This window comes from Salipiger abyssi (assembly GCF_017311415.1).
GTDB classification, from domain to species: Bacteria; Pseudomonadota; Alphaproteobacteria; order Rhodobacterales; family Rhodobacteraceae; genus Salipiger; species Salipiger abyssi_A.
This window is the reverse complement of sequence record NZ_JAEKIS010000002.1, coordinates 102,810-122,869: the sequence shown is the minus strand read 5'-3', so window position 1 is coordinate 122,869 and position 20,060 is coordinate 102,810. Positions and strand designations below refer to the sequence as shown.

Here is a 20,060-nt window from a genome sequence, read left to right as displayed (position 1 = left end):
AGAGATAAAAGGCGTCGCCAAAGACGCCGAGGGGATAGACAGCTTGATCCGGGTGAACAACCTTCACCGCCATTTCGGCGGGTTTCGTGCCGTTGACGGCGCCTCGCTTGAGATCGCTACCGGCTCGATCACCGGGCTGGTGGGACCGAACGGCGCCGGCAAGACGACGCTCTTCAACGTGATCGCGGGCGCGTTGCCGCCGACCAGCGGCACCGTGACAATGGATGGCGAGGACATCACCGGCCTGCCGCCGCATGCTTTGTTTCACAAGGGCTTGCTGCGCACCTTTCAGATCGCGCATGAGTTTTCCTCGATGAGCTGCCGCGAAAACCTGATGATGGTGCCCGGCGATCAGGCGGGCGAGACGCTGTGGAATGCCTGGTTCGGGCGCGGACGGATTGCGCAGGAAGAGGCGGCGATTCTGAAAAAGGCCGACGAGGTGCTTGATTTCCTGACGATTTCGCATCTCAAGAACGAGAAGGCCGGGAACCTCTCCGGCGGACAGAAAAAGCTGCTGGAACTCGGGCGCACGATGATGGTGGATGCCAAGATCGTGTTTCTGGACGAGGTCGGCGCGGGCGTGAACCGCACCCTGCTGAACACCATCGCCGACACCATCGTCCGGCTGAACAAGGAGCGCGGCTATACCTTCTGCGTGATCGAGCACGACATGGATTTCATCGGCCGAATCTGCGACCCGGTGATCGTCATGGCCGAGGGCAAGAAGCTGGCCGAGGGCACGCTGGACGAGATCAAGGCGAATGACGCGGTGATCGAGGCCTATCTCGGCACCGGCCTCAAGAACAAGGAGGCGGCGGGATGATACTCTTCCTTCTCCACCTTTCCTTCTGGCAACCGCTGGGCTTTCAGAAGGAAAATGCCGCTGAACATCTGATCCAGTCCATGGCTAGGGATATCGTTCCCCCGGATCGAAGGGCGCTCTTCGAAGAAACCGATTGCAGCATTTGGGATACCGTTCACTTCCCTCCCCACGTTGTGCCTGGAAGGGTTATTGATGCAGGCGAGACGGTCAGCCTGTTATGCGAGTTTCCGACAAGCTGCGGTGTCACGGGGGAACGTGTTGTTTTCCATACTGAATACTATGGTGCCTGGAAACCTGCCGAGAGCTTTTCCCACACCATCTGGGAGACCTGTGCCGAAATGCTGACCCACGTGGAGCTGGAGAGACTCTCCGACATACAGAGTAGCGACCGATGAGCGGCGGTTATGACGACCGGGGCAACCGGGATGCGAGCATCGCCAACCCGCAGGGCATGGGCGAGGCGCAGCCGGTGCATGAGGGCGGTCATGCGCATGCAGCGCCCGGCGGGCCGTTTCTGATCGGCGAGGCGATGACCGGCGGCTACGGGCGCGGCGCGGATATCCTGCATGCCTGCACCATCGCGGTGGAGCGCGGCGAGATCGCGGTGATCGTCGGGCCGAACGGCGCCGGCAAGTCGACGGCGATGAAGGCGGTCTTCGGCATGCTCAATCTGCGCGAGGGCGCGGTGCGGCTCGATGGCGAGGACATCACCGAGCTCAGCCCGCAGGCGCGGGTGCGCCGGGGCATGGGCTTTGTGCCGCAGACCCACAATATCTTCACCTCGATGAGCGTGGAGGAGAACCTCGAGATGGGCGCCTTCATCCGGCGCGACGATTTCCGGGACACGATGGCGCAGGTCTACGATCTGTTCCCGATCCTCAAGGAAAAGCGCAGGCAGGCGGCGGGCGAGCTCTCGGGCGGGCAGCGCCAGCAGGTTGCCGTGGGCAGGGCGCTGATGACGCGGCCCAAGGTGCTGATGCTCGACGAGCCGACGGCGGGCGTGTCGCCCATCGTGATGGACGAGCTTTTCGACCGCATCATCGAGGTGGCGCGCACCGGTCTGCCGGTGCTGATGGTGGAACAGAACGCGCGTCAGGCGCTGGAGATCGCCGACAAGGGCTATGTGCTGGTGCAGGGGCGCAACGCCCATACCGGCACCGGACGCGAGCTGCTGGCCGATGACGAGGTCCGGCGCAGTTTCCTGGGCGGCTGAGCGGATGGAGAGATCCGGTTTGAGTATTTCTGGAAAGATGAAAGGGCTTTGCGCCGCGCTGACGGCCTGCGGTCTTGCCGGGCCGGTCGTGGCGCAGGGGCTGACCTGCGTGGCGGAGCTGCAATGCCGGGGCGACGCGGAGGCGATGTGCGCGCCCTCCACCCTCAGCATCGAGGCCGAGCGTGCGGGCGGCGGCGCGCGTCTCTGGATCGACCGTCAGGGGCCGTACCCGGCCTCTGTGACGCGCGGCGCGGACGGGCTTGAGCTGGCGGTCGAGGGGTTTGGCGGTGGCCACGGCATGCAGGTGCAGGCAGACGGCGCATTTCTTTATCGCGGCAACCGGGGCAAGCGGTTTTCCGGAACCTGTGAGGGGGCGCTGTGATGGCGCGCGCGCTCTTTTCCACGATGGCTGCGCTGGTGTTCTGCTCTGCCGGGGTCGCCTTCGCGGCCCCGCCGGCCAGCCTGTCCATCCACGAGTGCCGCGAGAGGCAATCATGCGATGGGGCGGGAAGCTGCGTGACGGCCCGGACCCGTGTGTTCGTCGCACAGCTCGACGGTATGGCGGCCGGACCGTATTTCAGCATCGGTCCGCTCGTGCCTGAAGCGCGTGGCGGATTGTTTTTCGAACAGGATTGGCGTTGGAGCCTTGGTGGCCTGCCGGCGCCTTCGGCGGAGATCGGGCGGGCACAGATGCTTAGCAGTGACGAACAGGGCCACTGGACTGCCCATGTCTATCGACCCGGCCGAGAGGTTCCGGGGCTGCATCGCAGCGACTGGGTGCGCGCCGACTACACATGCCAGCAGGTGATGTTCTGATGGAGATTCTCAACGCGCTCGTTGCGCTGTCCAACTTCGTGCTGATCCCTGCCATCGCCTATGGCAGCCAACTGGCGCTTGGCGCGCTGGGGGTAACGCTGATCTATGGCATCCTGCGGTTTTCCAATTTCGCCCATGGCGACACCATGGCGATCGGCACCATGGTCACCATCCTCGCCACCTGGGGCTTGCAGGCATTGGGCGTCAGCCTCGGGCCGCTGCCCACCGCGCTGCTGGCGATCCCGGCGGGCATCGCCGGGGCGGCGGTGCTGGTGCTGCTCACCGATCGGCTGGTCTATCGCTTCTATCGCGAGCAGAAGGCCAAGCCGGTGATCCTCGTCATCGTCTCCATGGGGGTGATGTTTGTCTATAACGGTGTCACCCGTTTCATCATCGGGCCCGACGACCAGAATTTCGCCGATGGCGAGCGGTTCCTGATCACCGCGCGCGAGTTCAAAGAGATGACCGGGCTCGACGAGGGGCTGGCGCTAAAATCGACGCAGGGCCTCACGGTGATCACAGCGGTGATCGTGGTGGCGCTGCTCTTCTGGTTCCTCAACCACACCCGCACCGGCAAGAGCATGCGCGCCTATTCCGACAACGAGGATCTGGCGCTGCTTTCGGGCATCAACCCCGAACGTGTGGTGATGGTGACCTGGATCATCGTCGCCGCATTGGCGGTGGTGGCCGGCACGCTTTACGGGCTCGACAAGAGCTTCAAGCCCTTCACCTATTTCCAGCTTCTGCTGCCGATCTTCGCCTCCGCCATCGTCGGCGGTCTGGGCTCGCCGCTGGGCGCCATTGCCGGCGGCTTTATCATCGCCTTTTCCGAGGTCGGCATCACCTATGCCTGGAAGAAGGTGCTGGGCTATGTGATGCCCGAGAGCCTCGAGCCGTCGGGGCTCGTGCAGCTTCTTTCCACCGATTACAAATTCGCCGTCAGCTTCGTGATCCTGATCATCGTGCTGCTGTTCCGGCCGACCGGACTGTTCAGGGGGAAATCCGTATGAGGACGCTCGGGCTGTTTGCACTTGTGGCGGTGCTGATCCTCGGCACCGGTTTTCTGCAAAGCTGGAACTCGGCGCTGATCATCCTCAATATGGGGCTGGTGAGCGCGATCATGGCGCTGGGGGTCAACCTGCAATGGGGGCTCGCGGGGCTCTTCAACGTGGGCGTCATGGGCTTTGTCGCGCTTGGCGGGCTGGCGGTGGTGCTGACCTCGGTCGCGCCGGTGCCCGAAGCCTGGGCGGCGGGCGGCACCCGCATCCTCGGCGCGCTGGTCCTGGGCTTTGTCTCCATCGCGGCCTGTGTGCTGGCCTGGAAGCGCCTGCCGCGCGGGCGGCGCGGCTGGGCCGTGGCGGTGCTGAGCATCGGCGGCTTCTTCCTCTACCGCGCGGTGCTCGACCCGGGCGTCGAGGCGGTGGAGGCGGTGAATCCCGCCGCCACCGGCTTTCTCGGCGGGCTCGGCCTCCCGGTGGTGCTGGCCTGGCCGGTGGGCGGGCTGCTTGCCGCCGGTGTCGCCTGGGTGATCGGCAAGACCGCACTGGGGCTGCGCTCGGATTACCTCGCCATTGCCACGCTGGGCATTGCCGAGATCATCATCGCGGTGATGAAGAACGAGGACTGGATGGCGCGCGGCGTCAAGAACGTCATCGGCCTGCCCCGGCCCCTGCCCTATGAGATCGACCTCCAGAACGATCCGGGCTTTGTCGACCGCGCCGCCGGGCTCGGGCTCGACCCGACCACCGCCTCGACGCTTTACGTCAAGCTGGGCTATTCGCTGATGTTCACCGCCGTGCTGGTGCTCGTGCTGGTGCTGGCGCAACTCGCGCTGAACTCGCCCTGGGGACGGATGATGCGGGCGATCCGAGACAATGAGGAGGCCGCCGAGGCCATGGGCAAGGACGTGACCGCGCGGCATTTGCAGATCTTCATCCTCGGCTCGGTGCTTTGCGGCATGGCGGGGGCGATGATGACGACTCTGGACGGCCAGCTCACACCGTCGAGCTACCAGCCGCTGCGCTACACCTTCCTGATCTGGGTGATGGTGATCGTCGGCGGCTCGGGCAACAATCTCGGCGCGGTGCTGGGCGGGTTCCTGATCTGGTTCCTCTGGGTGCAGGTGGAGCCCATCGGGCAATGGCTGATGAATGCGGTAACGTCGGGCATGGCGGAGGGCTCCTGGCTCAAGGCGCATCTTCTGGACAGCGTGCAGCATATGCGGCTGCTGACCATGGGGGTGATCCTGCTGCTGGTGCTGCGCTTTGCGCCGCGCGGGCTGCTGCCGGAACGCTGATAACCGTTTCTTAAAGTCTGACGCCGCATGATGCGGGTGATCGGGGCGAAGAGTCAGGGACGGAACGGATGGATTGGTCGAAAATCACCCGCAACTGGGAGGCGGCCTCGGATCGCCTGTTGAAACGGTTTCCGCATCTGTCGGCGGCGGCGCTGCGGCGCCCGCCGGCGCGGATCGAGTTGCTGGCGCGCCAGGTGGCGGAACGCCACGAGTTGACGCTGTGCGAGGCGCGCGACGAGGTGGAGATGCTGCTGTTCGCCGATATCCCGTCCTACCAGCTCGGCCGCATGGCTGCCGGTTAGCCCGACCCGGGTTAGCCCAGCGAGGTGACCCAGAGGATCGTCGCATCCTCGGGGCTCACCGAGACGACGTTATGACCCATGGTGGCGTCGTAATAGGCGCTATCGCCGCGCTTCATCTCGATGGGTTCGTAGAACTCGGTATAGAGCCGCACGATGCCGGTCAGGACGTAGAGGAATTCCTCGCCGTCATGGCGCACCCAGCCGTCGAACTCTTCCATGCTGCGGGCGCGCACGCGGGCGCGATAAGGCAGCATCTTCTTCTTGGTGAGGCTCTCGGCGAGCAGCTCATGCTCATAGGTTACCGTGGCCTGGTGCAGCCCGGCGCCCTCGCGGGTGTGGATCATCCGGCCCGAGATCTGTTCGCGCTTCGGCGGGGTGAAGAGCTGCGGCACGCCGATCCCCAGCCCCACGGCGAGCTTTTTCAGCGCGTCATAGGTGGGCGACATCTGGCCGTTCTCGATCTTCGAGAGCGTCGAGCGGGCGAGCCCCGCATGGCGCGCAGCCTCTTCCAGCGTCCAGTCGCGTTCCTTGCGCAGCTCGCGCACCCGCGCGCCGAGATCGAGCGGTTCGGCAAAGGCCTCTTCGCCGTTTTCCCGCGCCAGGCGGATCAGGGTTTTCGGGTCGCGCGACATGGGCAATGCTATAGGGCCGGTGCCCGGCCCTTGCAATGGCGCCGGTGCGGCCCTAAGCCCGGAGCATGCTTTCGGAATTCGACGATGGCGCCTTTGCGCCCTGCCCCGCGCCCTTCAACCTCGCGGCCCATGTGCTGGCAGCGGGCGCGGCCACGCCCGACAAGATCGCGCTCGCCATCGTCAAACCGACGGGCGCCGAACGCTGGTCTTACGCGCGGCTGACAGCGGCGGTGTGCGGCACCGCGAGCGGGCTCTTGCAGGCGGGGCTGACTCCGGGGGACATCCTGCTCATGCGGCTGGGCAACACGGTGGATTTCCCCATCGCCTATCTCGGTGCCATCGCCGCCGGGATCGTGCCGGTGCCGACCTCCTCTCAGCTCACCGCGCGCGAGGTGGCACCGATGATCGAGCATCTGCGCCCGGCGGCGATCCTGCGCGGCGACGGCATCGCCTGCCCCGAGACCGCGCTGCCGGTTTTCGACCGCGCGACCTATGAGGGCTGGCACAGATTGCCGCCCGCCGATTACGCCATGGGCGATCCGGAGCGGCTGGCCTATATCATCTATACCTCGGGCACATCCGGCGTGCCGCGCGCCGTGGGCCACGCGCATCGCGCGATCTGGGCGCGGCAGATGATGATGGACGGCTGGTACGGGCTCACGCCCTCCGACCGGCTGCTGCATGCGGGCGCCTTCAACTGGACCTATACGCTGGGCACCGGGCTCATGGATCCCTGGACCATGGGCGCCACGGCGCTGATCCCGGCGGCGGGCACCGATCCGGCGCAGCTCGCGCTGCTGCTCAAGCGCAACGATGCGACGGTGTTCGCCGCCGCCCCCGGGGTTTACCGGCAGATCCTGAAATATCCGTTACCGCCGATGCCCAAGCTGCGCCACGGGCTGGCAGCGGGCGAAAAGCTCTCTGCCCCGATCCGCGAGGCCTGGACCGAGGTCACCGGCACCGCGATTTACGAGGCCTATGGCATGTCGGAATGCTCCACCTTCATCTCCGCCTCGCCCGCGCATCCGGCGGCGCCGGGCGCGCTGGGGCGGCCTCAGACCGGGCGGCGCATTGCCCTGCTGGGCGAGGATCACAAGCCGGTGCCGCGCGGCATGCCGGGCATGATCGCCGTGCACCGTACCGATCCGGGGCTGATGCTGGGCTATGTCGGCGCGCCCGAAGAGACGGCGGCGCGCTTTGCCGGCGAGTGGTTCCTGACCGGCGATCAGGGGATCATGGATGAGGACGCGCAGATCGCCTATCTGGGCCGCGACGACGACATGATGAATGCCGGCGGCTACCGCGTCTCGCCGCTGGAGGTCGAGGCCGCGCTGGCCGATCTGCCCGGCGTGACGGAGATTGGCGTGACCGATGTGGCGGTGAAGGAAGGCGTCTCTGTCATCGCCGCCTTCTACGTGGCCGAGACAGAGCTGGACGAAGACCTGCTCAAGACCCGCGCCGTCGAGCGTCTGGCGCGCTACAAGCAGCCCCGCGCCTTTGTCCGCGTCGATGCGCTGCCGCGCAATCCGAACGGAAAGCTCATCCGCAAGGCGCTGAAAGATCACGTCCTTTCGTAATTTCGGGAAAACCCGAAATAGCTTTGCGCAAGAAAAAAGGGCCTCCGCACTGGAGGCCCTTAGTTTCGCCGACAAGGCTCACTTATGATACCGCCCGTTGTCTCTGCCTGCGGCCTTGTCTGCGCGGGATGAGCGCACCCATCCCGTGTTCATAGCGGGGCGCGACACCACGCGCCCCACTGTATTTCCTCAGCTACACCCGCTCGTCGAGCCGCAGGTGTTGCACTTCATGCAGGTGCCGTTGCGCACCAGCGTGTAGTTGCCGCATTCGCCGCAGGCCTCGCCCTCATAGCCCTGCATGCGCGCCTTGGCGCGGGCATCCATGGCCAGCGAGGAGCTCGACGTGCTCAGCGTCGCGACGGTGGTCTCGGCGGTGGCCACACCGGCAGTCTCGGGCATCAGCCCGCTCAGCGCGCCGCCGGTCTGGCCGCCTTGCAGCACCACCAGCTCCTGCGGCAGACGCTTGCGGAGATAGCCGGTGGAGGAGATCTGCTTGAGCACCTCCAGCGAGCGCGACGCGGCGGTTTCCGACAGCTCCTGCACGTTCGACACGCCCTCTTCCTCGCCGCGGCCGAGATCGTCGAAGGTGGCGCCCTGCGGGGCCACATGCGCCAGATCGGTGCGGTCGAGATAGCTCACCGCCAGTTCGCGGAAGATGTAATCGAGGATCGAGGTGGCGTTTTTGATGCTGTCATTGCCCTGCACCATCCCCGCCGGCTCGAACTTGGTGAAGGTGAAGGCATCGACGAACTCCTCCAGCGGCACACCGTATTGCAGGCCGACCGAGACCGCGATGGCGAAGTTGTTCATCATCGCGCGGAAGCCGGCGCCTTCCTTGTGCATGTCGATGAAGATCTCGCCGAGATTGCCGTCCTCGTATTCGCCGGTGCGCAGATAGACCTTGTGACCGCCGACGATGGCCTTCTGGGTATAGCCCTTGCGGCGCTCGGGCATCTTGGTGCGGCCGGCGCGGATCACTTCCTTGACCACCACCTTCTCGACGATCTTCTCGGCGATGACCTGAGCCTTTTCCTGCAACGAGCCGCTTTCCAGCACCTCCATCGCGTCGTCATCGTCCTCGACCAGCGCGGCGGCCAGCGGCTGGCTGAGCTTGGAGCCGTCGCGGTAAAGCGCGTTGGCCTTCACCCCCAGCGACCAGCTCAGCTCATAGGCCTTCTGGCAATCCTCGACCGTCGCGGCATTGGGCATGTTGATGGTCTTGGAGATCGCGCCCGAGATAAAGCTCTGCGCGGCGGCCATCATGTGGATGTGGCTTTCCACCGAGAGGAAGCGCTTGCCCTTCTTGCCGCAGGGGTTGGCACAGTCGAAGATCGACAGGTGCTCGTCCTTGAGATGCGGTGCGCCTTCGAGGGTCATGGTGCCGCAGACATGGTCGTTGGCGGCCTCGATCTCGGCGCGGGTAAAGCCCAGGTGGCGGAGCAGGTCAAAGCTCGGATCGTTGAGCTTTTCCGCAGGGATACCAAGGGTTTCGCGGCAGAACTCCTCGCCCAGCGTCCACTGGTTGAAGACAAATCGGATGTCGAAGGCGGTGGCGAGCGCGCGCTCGACCTTCTCGATCTGCGCCGGGCCGAAGCCATGGCCGATCAGCGCGGTGTGGTTGATGCCCGGCGCGTTGCCGAGGCTGCCGTGACCCACAGCATAGCTGATGATCTCTTCGATCTGGCTGGAGCTGTAGCCCAGCTTGACCAGCGCGCCGGGCACGGAGCGGTTGATGATCTTGAAATAGCCACCGCCGGCGAGCTTCTTGAATTTCACCAGGGCGAAATCGGGCTCGATGCCGGTGGTGTCGCAATCCATCACCAGACCGATGGTCCCGGTGGGCGCGATGACCGAAACCTGCGCATTGCGGTAGCCGTGCCGTTCGCCGAGGCGCAGCGCCTCGTCCCAGCTCGATTTCGCCAGCTCGACCAGCGTGCGGTCGGGGCAGTTGGCATGGTCGAGCGCCACCGGCTTGACCGCGAGGCCCTCATAGCCCTCGGTCTTGCCATAGGCTGCGCTGCGGTGGTTGCGGATGACGCGCAGCATATGCTCGGCATTGCGCTCGTGGCCCGGGAAGGCGCCGAGCTCGCCGGCGATCTCGGCGGAGGTGGCGTAGGACACGCCGGTCAGGATCGCGGTCAGCGCGCCGCAGAGCGCCCGGCCCTCGTCGCTGTCATAGCTGTACCCCATGTTCATCAGCAGCCCGCCGATATTGGCGTAGCCGAGGCCAAGGGTGCGGAAATCATAAGAAAGCTGCGCGATCTCCTTGGAGGGGAACTGCGCCATCAGCACCGAGATTTCCAGCGTCAGCGTCCACAGACGGGTGGCGTGCACATAGCTGTCCGCGTCGAACTTGCCGTCATGCAGGAAGGTCAGCAGGTTCATCGAGGCCAGGTTGCAGGCGGTGTCGTCCAGGAACATGTATTCCGAGCACGGGTTGGAGCCGCGGATCTCGCCATCCGCCGGGCAGGTGTGCCAGGCGTTGACGGTGTCGTGGAACTGGATGCCCGGATCGGCGCAGGCCCAGGCGGCGTGGCCGATCTGTTCCCAGAGCTCCTTGGCGTCGACGGTCTTGGCGACCGAGCCGTCGGTGCGGCGGATCAGCTCCCAGGGCTTGCCTTCGCGGACGGCCTCAAGGAAGGCATCGGTGACGCGGATCGAGTTGTTGGAGTTCTGGCCCGAGACCGAGGCATAGGCCTCGCTGTCCCAATCGGTGTCATAGGTCGGGAACTCGATGCTGGCATAGCCCTGCTTCGCGTAATCCAGCACGCGCTTGATGTAAGTTTCAGGGATCGCGACCTTTTTCGCCTCGCGGATCGCCTTTTTCAGGCCCGCGTTGGCATTGGCCTCATAGGCGTCGCTCTCCAAACCGTCCCAGTTGCGGATCGCTTCGAAGATGCCGTTGAGCATCTTTTCGTGCATCTTGGAGCCGGCGACGATGCTGGCGACCTTCTGCTCTTCCTTGACCTTCCAGTTGATGAAATCCTCGATATCCGGGTGGTCGGCATCGACGATCACCATCTTGGCGGCGCGGCGGGTGGTGCCGCCGGACTTGATGGCGCCGGCGGCGCGGTCGCCGATCTTGAGAAAGCCCATCAGGCCGGAGGATTTGCCGCCGCCGGACAGGCGCTCGCCCTCGGCGCGCAGCGAAGAGAAGTTGGTGCCGGTGCCAGAGCCGTATTTGAACAGCCGCGCCTCACGCACCCAGAGATCCATGATACCGCCATCGCTGACCAGATCGTCGGCAACGGACTGGATAAAGCAGGCATGCGGCTGCGGATGCTCATAGGCGGATTTCGAGCGGGTCAGCTTGCCGGTCTTGTAATCGACGTAATAGTGGCCCTGGCCCGGGCCGTCGATGCCATAGGCCCAGTGCAGGCCGGTGTTGAACCATTGCGGGCTGTTGGGCGCAGCAGTCTGGCTGGCCAGCATGTGGCGCATCTCGTCGTAATAGGCCTGGGCATCGGCCTCGGTCGAGAAGTAGCCGCCCTTCCAGCCCCAATAGGCCCAGGCACCGGCCAGACGGTCAAAGACCTGCTTAGCAGAGGTTTCGCCGGTGCGGGGCGTGTCCTTGTCGGCGGGAACCGAGCGCCAGAGGAATTCCGGCACGCCCTTTTCGGCGACCTTCTTCAGCGCGGTCGGTACGCCGGCCTTGCGGAAGTATTTCTGCGCGATGACGTCAGAGGCGACCTGGCTCCACTTCGCCGGCACTTCGAGCGTGTCGAGCTTGAACACCGTGGTGCCGTCGGGATTGCGGATCTCCGAACTCGTGGTGACGAATTCGATATTCGCATATGCGTCCTGACCTGCCTCGGTGTATTTTCTTTCGATCTTCATCGCTGCCTCTGCTTCAGCTGGTGCCCAAATTCCGTGTCGGCGCGCAGGGACATCATCGTCGCGAGCAGCCACGCGATATGCCCGCTGCCGTCATCCGATATTTCGATATGAATTCTTACGTGTCCCTGCCGGGTGCCACAATATGTTGTGGTTTCCCCTCCGGCCCGCACAAACTGGCGCAAAATCCGCCAAAGGGTCAACGGCTTTTTTCGGAAATCCCCATATATTTTGTGTTGACGCATCGGGCGGACACAAGGGCTATGACTTATCCGCGATTCATCCACATTGGGCCGGAGGCGCCATCTCGGTAGACATCAAAGGCAAAAGCGCCCGTTTGAGGGAGAGTTATCCACAGCTGTTCATAAAAAGGCTGAACGCCGCCCTGGCATTTCCCCCGCGCGCAGACACAAAATCTGCTCTCTGGGAACGGTGCTGAAAATTCGGGCAAAATAGCGGGCTGTCAGCCCCGCCGCGAACACGCGGGGGACACAAGATACAGGCATAAGATATTGGACTGTCATGAAGGCGGGACTCGCGTCCCTCATATGCCTGGCTTCGGGCTGGGTGTTGAGGTCGCGCCGCACCGGCACACGCGCGCATGCCCGTAGCGGGGATCGCATCGGCCCGGACACAGGCGGGAGACGCGGTGCAGCGCGACAAGGCATGTACGAGATACCGGAATGGTCGGGGCGGCGAGATTCGAACTCACGACCTTCTGTACCCAAAACAGACGCGCTACCAGGCTGCGCCACGCCCCGACGGACTTCGCATATAAGCTGGCCCCCGGTTTGAAAAGAGGCAATTCACTCGCAGGGCCAGACGGGATCCGCAATCGCCGGATGCTGCATCTCGCTGCCCGCGGCAATTCCCAGCCGCTCGGCCATACCGCCATTGATCTCAAGCACGTATCGCACCGGCCCGCCGCTGGGTATCGGCGTGGTATCATGCGGCACGGCGCGGGAATGCACCTGCACCACCCGGCCCTGCGCGTCGGCAAAGATCATGTCCAGCGGAATCAGCGTGTTCTTCATCCAGAACGCTGTCGCCCGCTCAGACGGGTAGACAAAGAGCATGCCCGCGGAAGCGGGCATCTCCTCGACAAACATCAGGCCGCGGGCGCGCTCTTCGGCATCGTCCGCAACCTCCACACGAAAGCGCGCGTTGCCCCAGTCGCCGCGCAGCCAGACCGCATCGTCGCGGCATTGCGCGGCGGCGGGCCCGGCGAGAAGCGCGGCGCTCAGGATCAGGACAGCGTCAGCGCGGCTTCCCATGCGTTTACCTCGGTGGCCATCAGACCGCGCTTGCCATTGATCACGCGGATCGCAAGCGCCTCGCCCGGTTGCAGATCGGCAAGACCTGAGCGGCGCAGCACCTCGATGTGAATGAACACATCGTCCGGCCGGCCGAATACATTGGCAAAGCCAAAGCCCTTGGCCTTGTCGAACCATTTCACCCGCGCGGGCTCCAACGGCGCTGCCCGCATCACTTCGGGGTCGATGCCCTCGAAATCCGCAAGCGGTGCGCCGGCCGGAAGCTCGGGCGGATCGATGCGATGCACCTCGGTCGCCTGAATGCCCCGATCCGTGCGCTGCACGGTCACCTCGATCCGCGCACCGTCGGCCACGGAACTCTGGCCGAAATTGCGCAGAACGTTCGCGTGTAACAGGATGTCCGGTCCGCCCTCGTCAGCGATCACGAATCCGAACCCCTTGACAGGATCGAACCACTTCACCTTCCCGAGAACGCGACGCGTCTCTTCGTCTTGCTGTGTCAACTGCGTTTCCATTGATCGTCTAGCGTATCCCCAGACCCTCTTGCGATAAGGCGAGGAGGAAATGCAAGCCTCCGTGACCTGTATTTTGTGACTGTTTGCAGTTCACGTAACGTGAAATTCATGGGTTTAACCGTGTGATAGACCAAGGATCGGCGGGGTTCCGCCGCCGCCAGCGAAAACGATCGTGCAACCTGAAGGCGCCATCTGCCCAGAATTCGATCTCCTCTGGGGTGATGCGATACCCTCCCCAGAACGGCGGCCGCTTGGGAGACGGTCCGTGCGTCGCGGTAACCTTGGCGACATCGGCCATCAGCGAGGCACGCGAGGACAGCGGCTGAGACTGTTGCGAGGCCCAGGCGCCGATGCGCGATTTGAGCGAGCGTGAGTGGTAATAAGCGTCGGCCTGCGGCCCGTCTTCGCGGGTGACGGTGCCGCGCACCCGGATCTGCCGGCGCAACGATTTCCAGTGCATCACAAAGGCGGCCTTGCCCGCGCCCTCGATCTCCTGCGCCTTGGCCGAGCCGTAATTGGTGTAGAAGACAAAGGCGCCGTCCTCGATCTCCTTCAGCAGAACCATGCGCACATTCGGCATGCCCTCGGCATCGACCGTGGAGAGCGCGATGGCGTTGGGGTCGTTCAACTCCGCCTGTTCCGCCTCGGCAAGCCAGGCACGCGCCAGGGCGAAAGGATCCTCGCCCGCAAAAATCCCCGTCCGGTCGGACATGTTCGTGTCTCCTTGCTGCACGATGACAGGCGCTAACCCTTGAAGCCCCCACGGGCTTGGCCTAAAGGGTTTCGGAAACACCAATGCCGGGTGGAGGAAGGGTATGTCAAACACTCTGATGGCGGGCAAGCGCGGCCTGATCATGGGACTCGCCAACGACAAGTCGATCGCCTGGGGCATCGCAAAAGCGTTGCACGGTGCAGGCGCCGAGCTTGCCTTTTCCTATCAGGGGGACGCCCTGAAGAAGCGTGTCGATCCGCTGGCGGCGCAGCTGGGCTCCGATCTGGTGCTGCCCTGCGATGTCGGCAGCGAAGAGTCCATCGACGGATTGTTCAATGCGCTCAAGGAGAAATGGGACGGGCTGGACTTCATCGTCCACGCCATCGGCTTCTCCGACAAGAACGAGCTGCGCGGCCGCTATGTCGACACGACGCGCGGCAACTTCACCACGACCATGGATATCTCGGTCTATTCCTTCACCGCTGTGATGCGGCGTGCGGAGAAAATGATGAGCCCGGGCAGCGCGGCGCTGACCCTCACCTATTACGGTGCCGAGCGGATCATGCCACACTATAATGTGATGGGCGTGGCCAAGGCGGCGCTGGAGGCCTCGGTGCGCTATCTCGCCGAGGATCTGGGCAAGGACGGCATTCGCGTCAACGCGATCTCGGCCGGCCCGATCAAGACGCTGGCCGCCTCCGGCATCGGCGATTTCCGCTACATCATGAAGTGGAACGAATACAACTCGCCGCTGCGCCGCAACGTGACCATCGACGATGTCGGCGGATCGGCGCTCTATCTGCTGTCGGATCTGGGCGCGGGCGTGACCGGCGAGACCCACCATGTGGATGCGGGCTATCACGTTGTCGGCATGAAGGCCGTCGACGCGCCCGACATCACCAAGGGCTGAGGGGGCGCGCATGGACCGGCTGCCGCACGAGAAGGGTTTTCACGTCAGCTGGGACCAGCTGCACCGCGATGCGCGGGCGCTGGCCTGGCGGCTTCAGGGGCACGGTCCCGACGAGGGCGGCGAATGGCGCGCGGTGGTGGCGATCACCCGGGGCGGCATGGCGCCGGCGATGATCGTGGCGCGCGAGCTCGACATCCGCATGGTCGATACGATCTCGGTCAAGAGCTACAATCACCAGACGCAGAGCGAACCGCGGGTCATCAAATTCCCCGATATGGAGGTGATGGGCGACGGCACCGGCGTGCTGATCGTCGACGATCTGGTGGACACGGGCCGCACGCTGGAGGTGGTGCGCAGCCACCTGCCCAAGGCGCATGTGGCGACGGTCTATGCCAAGCCCAAGGGCAAGCCGATGGTCGACAGCTATATCACCGAGGTGAGCCAGGACACCTGGATCTTCTTCCCCTGGGACATGGCGCTGCAATATGTCGAGCCCTATCGCGGCACCTGACCCGACCCTCTGAGACCGCAAGAGTTTTCGAAAACTCCTGCAACTTCCTTCGAAGGAAGTTGCCCGCCCCGCGCCGACATATGGCGCGGGGCGGTTTGCGTCAGAGCGCCGCTTTCAGCGTCTCGCGCCAGGGCGTCGTCGGGCGCCCGATGAGCTGCGACAGCGTGGTGTCGTCGCTATAGAGCCCGCCCTGCGCCGCGCCCTTCTCGCTGTCGGCCAGCATGCCCGCCACCGGCGCCGGCAGCCCCGCGCCCTGCAAGGCCGCATCGAAGGCCTCGGGCGTCATGTCGGTATAGCCGATCTCCTTGCCGGACAGCTCCGACAGCGCCGCCGCGAATTCCGCCAGCGTGTAGGACGTGTCGCCCGCCAGTTCGTAGATCGTGCCCGAGGCCGGCAGCTCGCCCGTCAGCACGGCAGCAGCGGCGGCGGCGTAATCGGCGCGCGCGGCGCTGGAAATCCGGCCCTCGCCGGCAGCCCCCATCATGCCGCCATGCTCCAGCGCCGTGGGCACGCCCATCGTGTAGTTCTCGGTGTACCAGCCGTTGCGCAGCAGCGCGTAATGCAGGCCCGACGCCGCCAGCGCCTGCTCGGTCGCCACATGCTCGCCCGGCAGCACGGTCAGCGGCGAGCTGTCGGCCCTGAGGATCGAGGTGTAGGCGACAAAGCCCACCCCAGCCGCCTTCGCTGCCGCGATGACATTGGCATGCTGCGTGGCGCGCTGGCCGACCTCGCTGGAGGAGATCAGCAGCAACCGCTCGACGCCGGCAAAGGCCGCCTCTAGCGCCGCCGGATCGTCATAGGACGCAATGCGCACGGTCACTCCCTTGGCCTCCAGCGGGGCCGCGGCCTCGGCGCGGCGCACCAGCGCGCCGATCTCGGAGGCGGGCACGCGGTCGAGCAGCGCGTCGATGGCGAGTGCGCCGAGCTGACCCGAGGCACCGGTGACGAGATATTTCAACGATCCGGACATTGGGATCTCCTTCCTTTTCTTTTGTCGCTGTCTGGTCTATTTCCGCGATATGGTCTCAGATGTAGACCGCCGAGCTGAACCCGTAAAGGAGGCACTTTTTCATGACCAGGGCACAGTCAGGTAACCGCCCCGCCTTCGACACGCTCGTACAAATGGCGGCGCTGCACGGAGCACCGGACAATCCCGCCGCCTGCCCGATCCGCGACGTGCTCGACCGCGTCGGGCAGAAATGGACGCTGCTCATCCTGATCGCGCTCACCCCCGGACCGCGCCGCTTCTCGGCGCTGCAACGGCAGGTGGGCGATATCTCGAAACGCATGCTGACCCAGAGCCTGCGGCAGCTCGAACGCGACGGGCTGATTTCGCGCGCCGTCTACCCGACCAAGCCACCCTCGGTGGAATACGCGCTGACCGAGCTGGGGCAATCGGCGCTCGACCCGATCGCGGTGCTGACCGACTGGGCCGACCGCAATCACGACCGCATCCGCGCCGCCCGCACCGCCTTTGACGCGGCGGAGTGAGCCCGCCCCTTTTCGCCGCCGGATCATGCTGCTAGCGTGCCGCGACCTGTCGCGGGAGCCCCAGCACATGCCTCATCAGAGCCGCACCGAAGCCACCTTCACCCCGCCCGTTCCGGAGGCGAAACGCTGGATCGAGGGCGTCACCTTCCCGCCCGGGCGCCCGCTGCTCAATGTCAGCCAGGCCGCGCCGGTGGATCCGCCGCCGCCGGCGCTGCGCCGCGCCATGGCCGAGGCCATCGAGCGCCCGGAAACCCATCTCTACGGCCCGGTGCTGGGCCTGCCGGCGCTGCGGGCCGCGCTGGCAAAGAACTGGAGCGCGCATTACGGCGCCGAGGTCTCGCCCGGGCGGGTGGCCATCACCGCCGGCTGCAACCAGGCCTTTGCCGCGACGCTGGCGGCGCTCTGCGGTGAGGGCGACGAGGTGCTGCTGCCGACGCCCTGGTATTTCAATCACAAGATGTGGCTCGACATGCAGGGCGTGGTCACCGTGCCGCTGCCCACCGATGACGCGCTGCTGCCCGAGGCCGAGACCGCCCGCGCGCTGATCACCCCACGCACCCGCGCCATCGTATTGGTATCGCCCAACAATCCCGGCGGCGTGGAATATCCCGCCGAGACCCTCGGCGCGCTTTACGATCTGGCGCGCGAGCATGGGCTGCGACTGATCGTCGACGAGACCTACAAGGATTTCGACAGCCGCTCCGGCCCGCCGCACGATCTGCTGAGCCGCGAGGGGCACGAGACGACGCTGATCCAACTCTACAGCTTTTCCAAGGCCTATCGTCTCACCGGCCACCGGGTCGGCGCGCTGCTCGCCGATCCGGCGCTTTTGAGCGAGATCGAGAAATTTCAGGATACGGTGGCGATCTGCGCGCCGCAGCTCGGGCAGATCGCGGCGCTCTGGGGGCTGGAGAATCTCTCGCAATGGGTGGCGCAGGAGCGTGACGAGATCCTCGACCGCGGCCGCGCCATCGCCGAGCAGATGCCGAAGCTCGAAGCCAAGGGCTGGCGGCTGAAGGGGCTCGGCGCCTATTTCGCCTATCTCGAACATCCCTTTGCCGAGCCCTCGGACGTTCTGGGGCCGCGCATGGTGCGCGATGCCGGTGTGCTCGCCCTGCCCGGCACCATGTTCGTGCCCGCAACCGACCCCGCCGGCGCGCGGCATTTCCGCCTCGCCTTCGCCAATATCGACCGTGCCGGCATCGCCGAGCTTTTCGACCGGCTCGCCGCGCTGGACTGGCCCCTTGCGGGGCCGGACGCCCCGGCGTAGACACGGGCGCCAGAGAGCAAGGGGAAGGGCAGTCATGGCGCGCGGCAAAGGCGGCATCACGAAATACATCGTCTGGGCAATCCTGGTTGCCTCCTTCGTGGGATTCGGCGCCTTCGGGACGGTGAATTTCTCCGGCGGCGTCGGCAGCATCGGCACGGTGGGCGACACCGAGATTTCCACCAACGATTACGCCCGCGCCCTGCGCAACGAGATGAGCGCCTATGAGGCGCAGACCGGCCAGCCGATGACCGTGGAACAGGCGCGCCAGCTCGGCCTCACCGATCAGGTGCTGGCGCAGGTGGTCACCAGCGCCGCGATGGATGACGAGGCGGCGCGGATCGGCCTCTCCGTGGGCGACGAACGCGTCGCCGAAGAGCTGCGCAATATCCAGGCCTTCAACGGCTCTGACGGCACGTTCGACCGCTCGGCCTATGCCTATGCGTTACAGAATGCCGGGCTTCAGGAGACCGAGTTCGAGGAGAGCCTGCGCCGCGACAGCGCCCGCTCGCTGCTTCAGGCGGCGATCCTCTCGGGCACCGCCCTGCCCGACACCTATGTCGAGACGCTGCTGGGCTATGCCGGCGAGACCCGGGCCTTTACCTGGGCGGCGCTCGGTCGCGACGCGCTGAGCACCGGGTTGCCGGTGCCCTCGGACGAGGAGCTTCAGGCCTGGTATGACGACAATCTCGATCTCTTCACCCTGCCCGAGACCAAGGTCATCAGCTATGCTTGGCTGACGCCCGACATGATCGTCGACACGGTCGAGGTCGACGAGGACACGCTGCGCGCCGCTTATGAGGAGCGACATGCGGAGTTCAACATGCCCGAGCGCCGGCTGGTCGAGCGGCTGGTCTTTGCCGACGAGGCGGCGGCGCAGGCCGCGATGGACCGGATCGCGTCGGGTGAGGCGGATTTCGAGACACTGGTGGACGAGCGCGGGCTGGCACTGGCCGATACCGATCTGGGCGATCTGCCGCGGAACGAGCTTGGCGAGGCCGGCGACGCGGTGTTCGGTGCCGAGGTCGGCACGGTCGTGGGTCCGGCCCCGTCTTCGCTTGGCCCGGCGCTCTACCGTGTGAACGGCGTGCTGGAGGCGCATGAGGTGCCTTATGACGAGGCCGTGCCGGATCTGCGCGATGCGCTGGTGCTCGACCGCGCCCGCCGGGTGATCGAGGGCATGGCACAGAGCCTCGACGACGAGCTTGCCGGCGGCGCCACACTCGAAGATCTCGCCAATGAGACCGATATGGCGCTCGACCAGATCGACTGGACCGAGACCAGCGATGTGGGCATCGCCGGCTATGCCGCCTTCCGCGAGGCGGCGGAGGCGGTCACCGCCGACGATTACCCGGCGATCGAGGATCTGGGCGATGGCGGCATCTTTGCGCTGCGGCTCGACGAGCTGCGCGCCCCGGCGCCGCAGCCCTTCGAGGAGGTGCGCGAGCGCGTGGCCACGCTCTGGGAAGAGGAGCAGGCAACGCAGGCGCTGGTCGCGCAGGCCGAAAGCCTCGCCACGCAGGTGGCCGATGGCGGCAGCTTCGAAGAGGCCGGGCTCGATCCCAATGCCGAAAGCGGCCTGACCCGCGACGCCCGCGTCGCCGACCTGCCGGCAGCGGTGCTGGAGGCAGTGTTCGACATGGCAGAGGGCGAGGCGCGCGCCCTGCCCGGCGACGGTGTGGCGCTGGTGGTACGGCTCGACGGCGTGAGCCCGGTGGATATGGAAAGCGATCAGGTCCAGCAGCTCTCCGGACTGCTGCGCGACCGCGCCGCCAACAGCGTGGCGCAGGATCTCTTCCGCGCGCTCAACGCCGATATCCAGTCCCGCGCCGGCATCGATATCGACCAGTCGGCGGTCAATGCCGTCCTCAGCAATTTGCAGTAAAG

At 65.4% G+C, this 20,060-nt stretch carries 20 protein-coding genes and 1 tRNA gene; 14 read left to right on the top strand and 7 right to left on the bottom strand.

Annotated elements, in window-relative coordinates; translation table 11 throughout:
- Positions 1-43: 43 nt before the first annotated feature.
- The 8 genes from I6N89_RS03930 (at position 44) to I6N89_RS03895 (ending at position 5,450) form a co-directional block, all read left to right on the top strand.
- Positions 44-823: an ABC transporter ATP-binding protein gene (locus tag I6N89_RS03930; RefSeq protein WP_207016917.1), complete on the top strand. Its 780-nt coding sequence runs from the start codon at positions 44-46 to the stop codon at positions 821-823.
- A complete protein-coding gene (locus tag I6N89_RS03925) occupies positions 820-1,218 on the top strand; it encodes a hypothetical protein (protein ID WP_207016916.1) in 399 nt (132 codons plus the stop codon). Before I6N89_RS03930 ends, I6N89_RS03925 begins: the two co-directional genes overlap by 4 nt.
- Positions 1,215-2,036: an ABC transporter ATP-binding protein gene (locus tag I6N89_RS03920; protein ID WP_207016915.1), complete on the top strand. Its 822-nt coding sequence runs from the start codon at positions 1,215-1,217 to the stop codon at positions 2,034-2,036. The genes I6N89_RS03925 and I6N89_RS03920 overlap by 4 nt, the downstream gene beginning before the upstream one ends.
- Positions 2,037-2,055: 19 nt before the next feature.
- Entirely contained in the window at positions 2,056-2,418 is a 363-nt protein-coding gene (locus I6N89_RS03915) for a hypothetical protein (protein WP_207016914.1), read from the top strand.
- The gene (locus tag I6N89_RS03910) at positions 2,418-2,852 is read left to right on the top strand and encodes a hypothetical protein (RefSeq protein WP_207016913.1); all 435 of its coding nucleotides are present in this window, start codon (positions 2,418-2,420) and stop codon (positions 2,850-2,852) included. Before I6N89_RS03915 ends, I6N89_RS03910 begins: the two co-directional genes overlap by 1 nt.
- Complete coding sequence (locus tag I6N89_RS03905) at positions 2,852-3,862, top strand: branched-chain amino acid ABC transporter permease (RefSeq protein WP_207016912.1); 1,011 nt, start codon at positions 2,852-2,854, stop codon at positions 3,860-3,862. Before I6N89_RS03910 ends, I6N89_RS03905 begins: the two co-directional genes overlap by 1 nt.
- On the top strand, positions 3,859-5,148 hold the full coding sequence (locus I6N89_RS03900; RefSeq protein WP_207016911.1) for a branched-chain amino acid ABC transporter permease: 1,290 nt from the start codon (positions 3,859-3,861) through the stop codon (positions 5,146-5,148). The genes I6N89_RS03905 and I6N89_RS03900 overlap by 4 nt, the downstream gene beginning before the upstream one ends.
- Before the next feature lie 68 nt (positions 5,149-5,216).
- Entirely contained in the window at positions 5,217-5,450 is a 234-nt protein-coding gene (locus I6N89_RS03895; RefSeq protein WP_207016910.1) for a hypothetical protein, read from the top strand.
- Positions 5,451-5,461: 11 nt separating this feature from the next.
- On the opposite strand, the gene I6N89_RS03890 is transcribed toward I6N89_RS03895, so the two are convergent.
- The gene (locus tag I6N89_RS03890; protein WP_207016909.1) at positions 5,462-6,082 is read right to left on the bottom strand and encodes a helix-turn-helix domain-containing protein; all 621 of its coding nucleotides are present in this window, start codon (positions 6,080-6,082) and stop codon (positions 5,462-5,464) included.
- A gap of 65 nt (positions 6,083-6,147) precedes the next feature.
- Between I6N89_RS03890 and I6N89_RS03885 the strand changes: the two genes are divergently transcribed.
- The gene (locus tag I6N89_RS03885; RefSeq protein WP_207016908.1) at positions 6,148-7,659 is read left to right on the top strand and encodes a class I adenylate-forming enzyme family protein; all 1,512 of its coding nucleotides are present in this window, start codon (positions 6,148-6,150) and stop codon (positions 7,657-7,659) included.
- A gap of 189 nt (positions 7,660-7,848) precedes the next feature.
- On the opposite strand, the gene I6N89_RS03880 is transcribed toward I6N89_RS03885, so the two are convergent.
- The 5 genes from I6N89_RS03880 to pdxH form a co-directional block, all read right to left on the bottom strand.
- The gene (locus I6N89_RS03880; protein WP_207016907.1) at positions 7,849-11,496 is read right to left on the bottom strand and encodes a vitamin B12-dependent ribonucleotide reductase; all 3,648 of its coding nucleotides are present in this window, start codon (positions 11,494-11,496) and stop codon (positions 7,849-7,851) included.
- A 681-nt stretch (positions 11,497-12,177) separates the two neighbouring features.
- Positions 12,178-12,254 (bottom strand) — tRNA-Pro (locus I6N89_RS03875).
- Positions 12,255-12,299: 45 nt separating this feature from the next.
- Complete coding sequence (locus I6N89_RS03870; protein WP_207016906.1) at positions 12,300-12,767, bottom strand: DUF192 domain-containing protein; 468 nt, start codon at positions 12,765-12,767, stop codon at positions 12,300-12,302.
- Positions 12,740-13,282: a cold-shock protein gene (locus I6N89_RS03865; protein ID WP_207016905.1), complete on the bottom strand. Its 543-nt coding sequence runs from the start codon at positions 13,280-13,282 to the stop codon at positions 12,740-12,742. The genes I6N89_RS03870 and I6N89_RS03865 overlap by 28 nt, the downstream gene beginning before the upstream one ends.
- Before the next feature lie 106 nt (positions 13,283-13,388).
- A complete protein-coding gene (gene pdxH / locus I6N89_RS03860; protein WP_207016904.1) occupies positions 13,389-13,994 on the bottom strand; it encodes a pyridoxamine 5'-phosphate oxidase in 606 nt (201 codons plus the stop codon).
- 103 nt (positions 13,995-14,097) lie between these two features.
- On the opposite strand from pdxH, the gene fabI reads away from it, so the two are divergent.
- Both fabI and gpt read left to right on the top strand, forming a co-directional pair.
- A complete protein-coding gene (fabI, locus tag I6N89_RS03855; protein WP_207016903.1) occupies positions 14,098-14,904 on the top strand; it encodes an enoyl-ACP reductase FabI in 807 nt (268 codons plus the stop codon).
- Positions 14,905-14,914: 10 nt separating this feature from the next.
- Positions 14,915-15,415, top strand: coding sequence for a xanthine phosphoribosyltransferase (gene gpt / locus I6N89_RS03850; protein WP_207016902.1), 501 nt, complete (start codon positions 14,915-14,917; stop codon positions 15,413-15,415).
- A 100-nt stretch (positions 15,416-15,515) separates the two neighbouring features.
- Here gpt and I6N89_RS03845 read toward each other — a convergent pair whose 3' ends face one another.
- Positions 15,516-16,385 (bottom strand): NAD(P)H-binding protein, encoded by an 870-nt coding sequence (locus tag I6N89_RS03845; RefSeq protein ID WP_207016901.1) that lies wholly within the window; start codon positions 16,383-16,385, stop codon positions 15,516-15,518.
- A 101-nt stretch (positions 16,386-16,486) separates the two neighbouring features.
- On the opposite strand from I6N89_RS03845, the gene I6N89_RS03840 reads away from it, so the two are divergent.
- From I6N89_RS03840 to I6N89_RS03830, 3 genes are all read left to right on the top strand, one after another.
- On the top strand, positions 16,487-16,906 hold the full coding sequence (locus I6N89_RS03840; RefSeq protein ID WP_207016900.1) for a winged helix-turn-helix transcriptional regulator: 420 nt from the start codon (positions 16,487-16,489) through the stop codon (positions 16,904-16,906).
- 67 nt (positions 16,907-16,973) lie between these two features.
- Positions 16,974-18,176 (top strand): aminotransferase, encoded by a 1,203-nt coding sequence (locus tag I6N89_RS03835; RefSeq protein WP_207016899.1) that lies wholly within the window; start codon positions 16,974-16,976, stop codon positions 18,174-18,176.
- 34 nt (positions 18,177-18,210) lie between these two features.
- The gene (locus I6N89_RS03830) at positions 18,211-20,058 is read left to right on the top strand and encodes a peptidyl-prolyl cis-trans isomerase (protein WP_207016898.1); all 1,848 of its coding nucleotides are present in this window, start codon (positions 18,211-18,213) and stop codon (positions 20,056-20,058) included.
- The last annotated feature ends 2 nt before the right edge of the window (positions 20,059-20,060 follow it).

Excerpts from the sequence above, each read along its gene's own strand:
- I6N89_RS03920 (WP_207016915.1), top strand. The coding sequence starts at position 1,215 with ATGAGCGGCGGTTATGACGACCGGGGCAACCGGGATGCGAGCATCGCC.
- fabI (WP_207016903.1), top strand. The coding sequence starts at position 14,098 with ATGTCAAACACTCTGATGGCGGGCAAGCGCGGCCTGATCATGGGACTC.
- I6N89_RS03925 (WP_207016916.1), top strand. The coding sequence starts at position 820 with ATGATACTCTTCCTTCTCCACCTTTCCTTCTGGCAACCGCTGGGCTTT.
- pdxH (WP_207016904.1), bottom strand. The coding sequence starts at position 13,994 with ATGTCCGACCGGACGGGGATTTTTGCGGGCGAGGATCCTTTCGCCCTG.
- I6N89_RS03905 (WP_207016912.1), top strand. The coding sequence starts at position 2,852 with ATGGAGATTCTCAACGCGCTCGTTGCGCTGTCCAACTTCGTGCTGATC.
- I6N89_RS03880 (WP_207016907.1), bottom strand. The coding sequence starts at position 11,496 with ATGAAGATCGAAAGAAAATACACCGAGGCAGGTCAGGACGCATATGCG.
- I6N89_RS03870 (WP_207016906.1), bottom strand. The coding sequence starts at position 12,767 with ATGGGAAGCCGCGCTGACGCTGTCCTGATCCTGAGCGCCGCGCTTCTC.
- gpt (WP_207016902.1), top strand. The coding sequence starts at position 14,915 with ATGGACCGGCTGCCGCACGAGAAGGGTTTTCACGTCAGCTGGGACCAG.
- I6N89_RS03895 (WP_207016910.1), top strand. The coding sequence starts at position 5,217 with ATGGATTGGTCGAAAATCACCCGCAACTGGGAGGCGGCCTCGGATCGC.
- I6N89_RS03845 (WP_207016901.1), bottom strand. The coding sequence starts at position 16,385 with ATGTCCGGATCGTTGAAATATCTCGTCACCGGTGCCTCGGGTCAGCTC.
- I6N89_RS03865 (WP_207016905.1), bottom strand. The coding sequence starts at position 13,282 with ATGGAAACGCAGTTGACACAGCAAGACGAAGAGACGCGTCGCGTTCTC.
- I6N89_RS03835 (WP_207016899.1), top strand. The coding sequence starts at position 16,974 with ATGCCTCATCAGAGCCGCACCGAAGCCACCTTCACCCCGCCCGTTCCG.
- I6N89_RS03885 (WP_207016908.1), top strand. The coding sequence starts at position 6,148 with ATGCTTTCGGAATTCGACGATGGCGCCTTTGCGCCCTGCCCCGCGCCC.
- I6N89_RS03830 (WP_207016898.1), top strand. The coding sequence starts at position 18,211 with ATGGCGCGCGGCAAAGGCGGCATCACGAAATACATCGTCTGGGCAATC.
- I6N89_RS03840 (WP_207016900.1), top strand. The coding sequence starts at position 16,487 with ATGACCAGGGCACAGTCAGGTAACCGCCCCGCCTTCGACACGCTCGTA.
- I6N89_RS03890 (WP_207016909.1), bottom strand. The coding sequence starts at position 6,082 with ATGTCGCGCGACCCGAAAACCCTGATCCGCCTGGCGCGGGAAAACGGC.
- I6N89_RS03900 (WP_207016911.1), top strand. The coding sequence starts at position 3,859 with ATGAGGACGCTCGGGCTGTTTGCACTTGTGGCGGTGCTGATCCTCGGC.
- I6N89_RS03910 (WP_207016913.1), top strand. The coding sequence starts at position 2,418 with ATGGCGCGCGCGCTCTTTTCCACGATGGCTGCGCTGGTGTTCTGCTCT.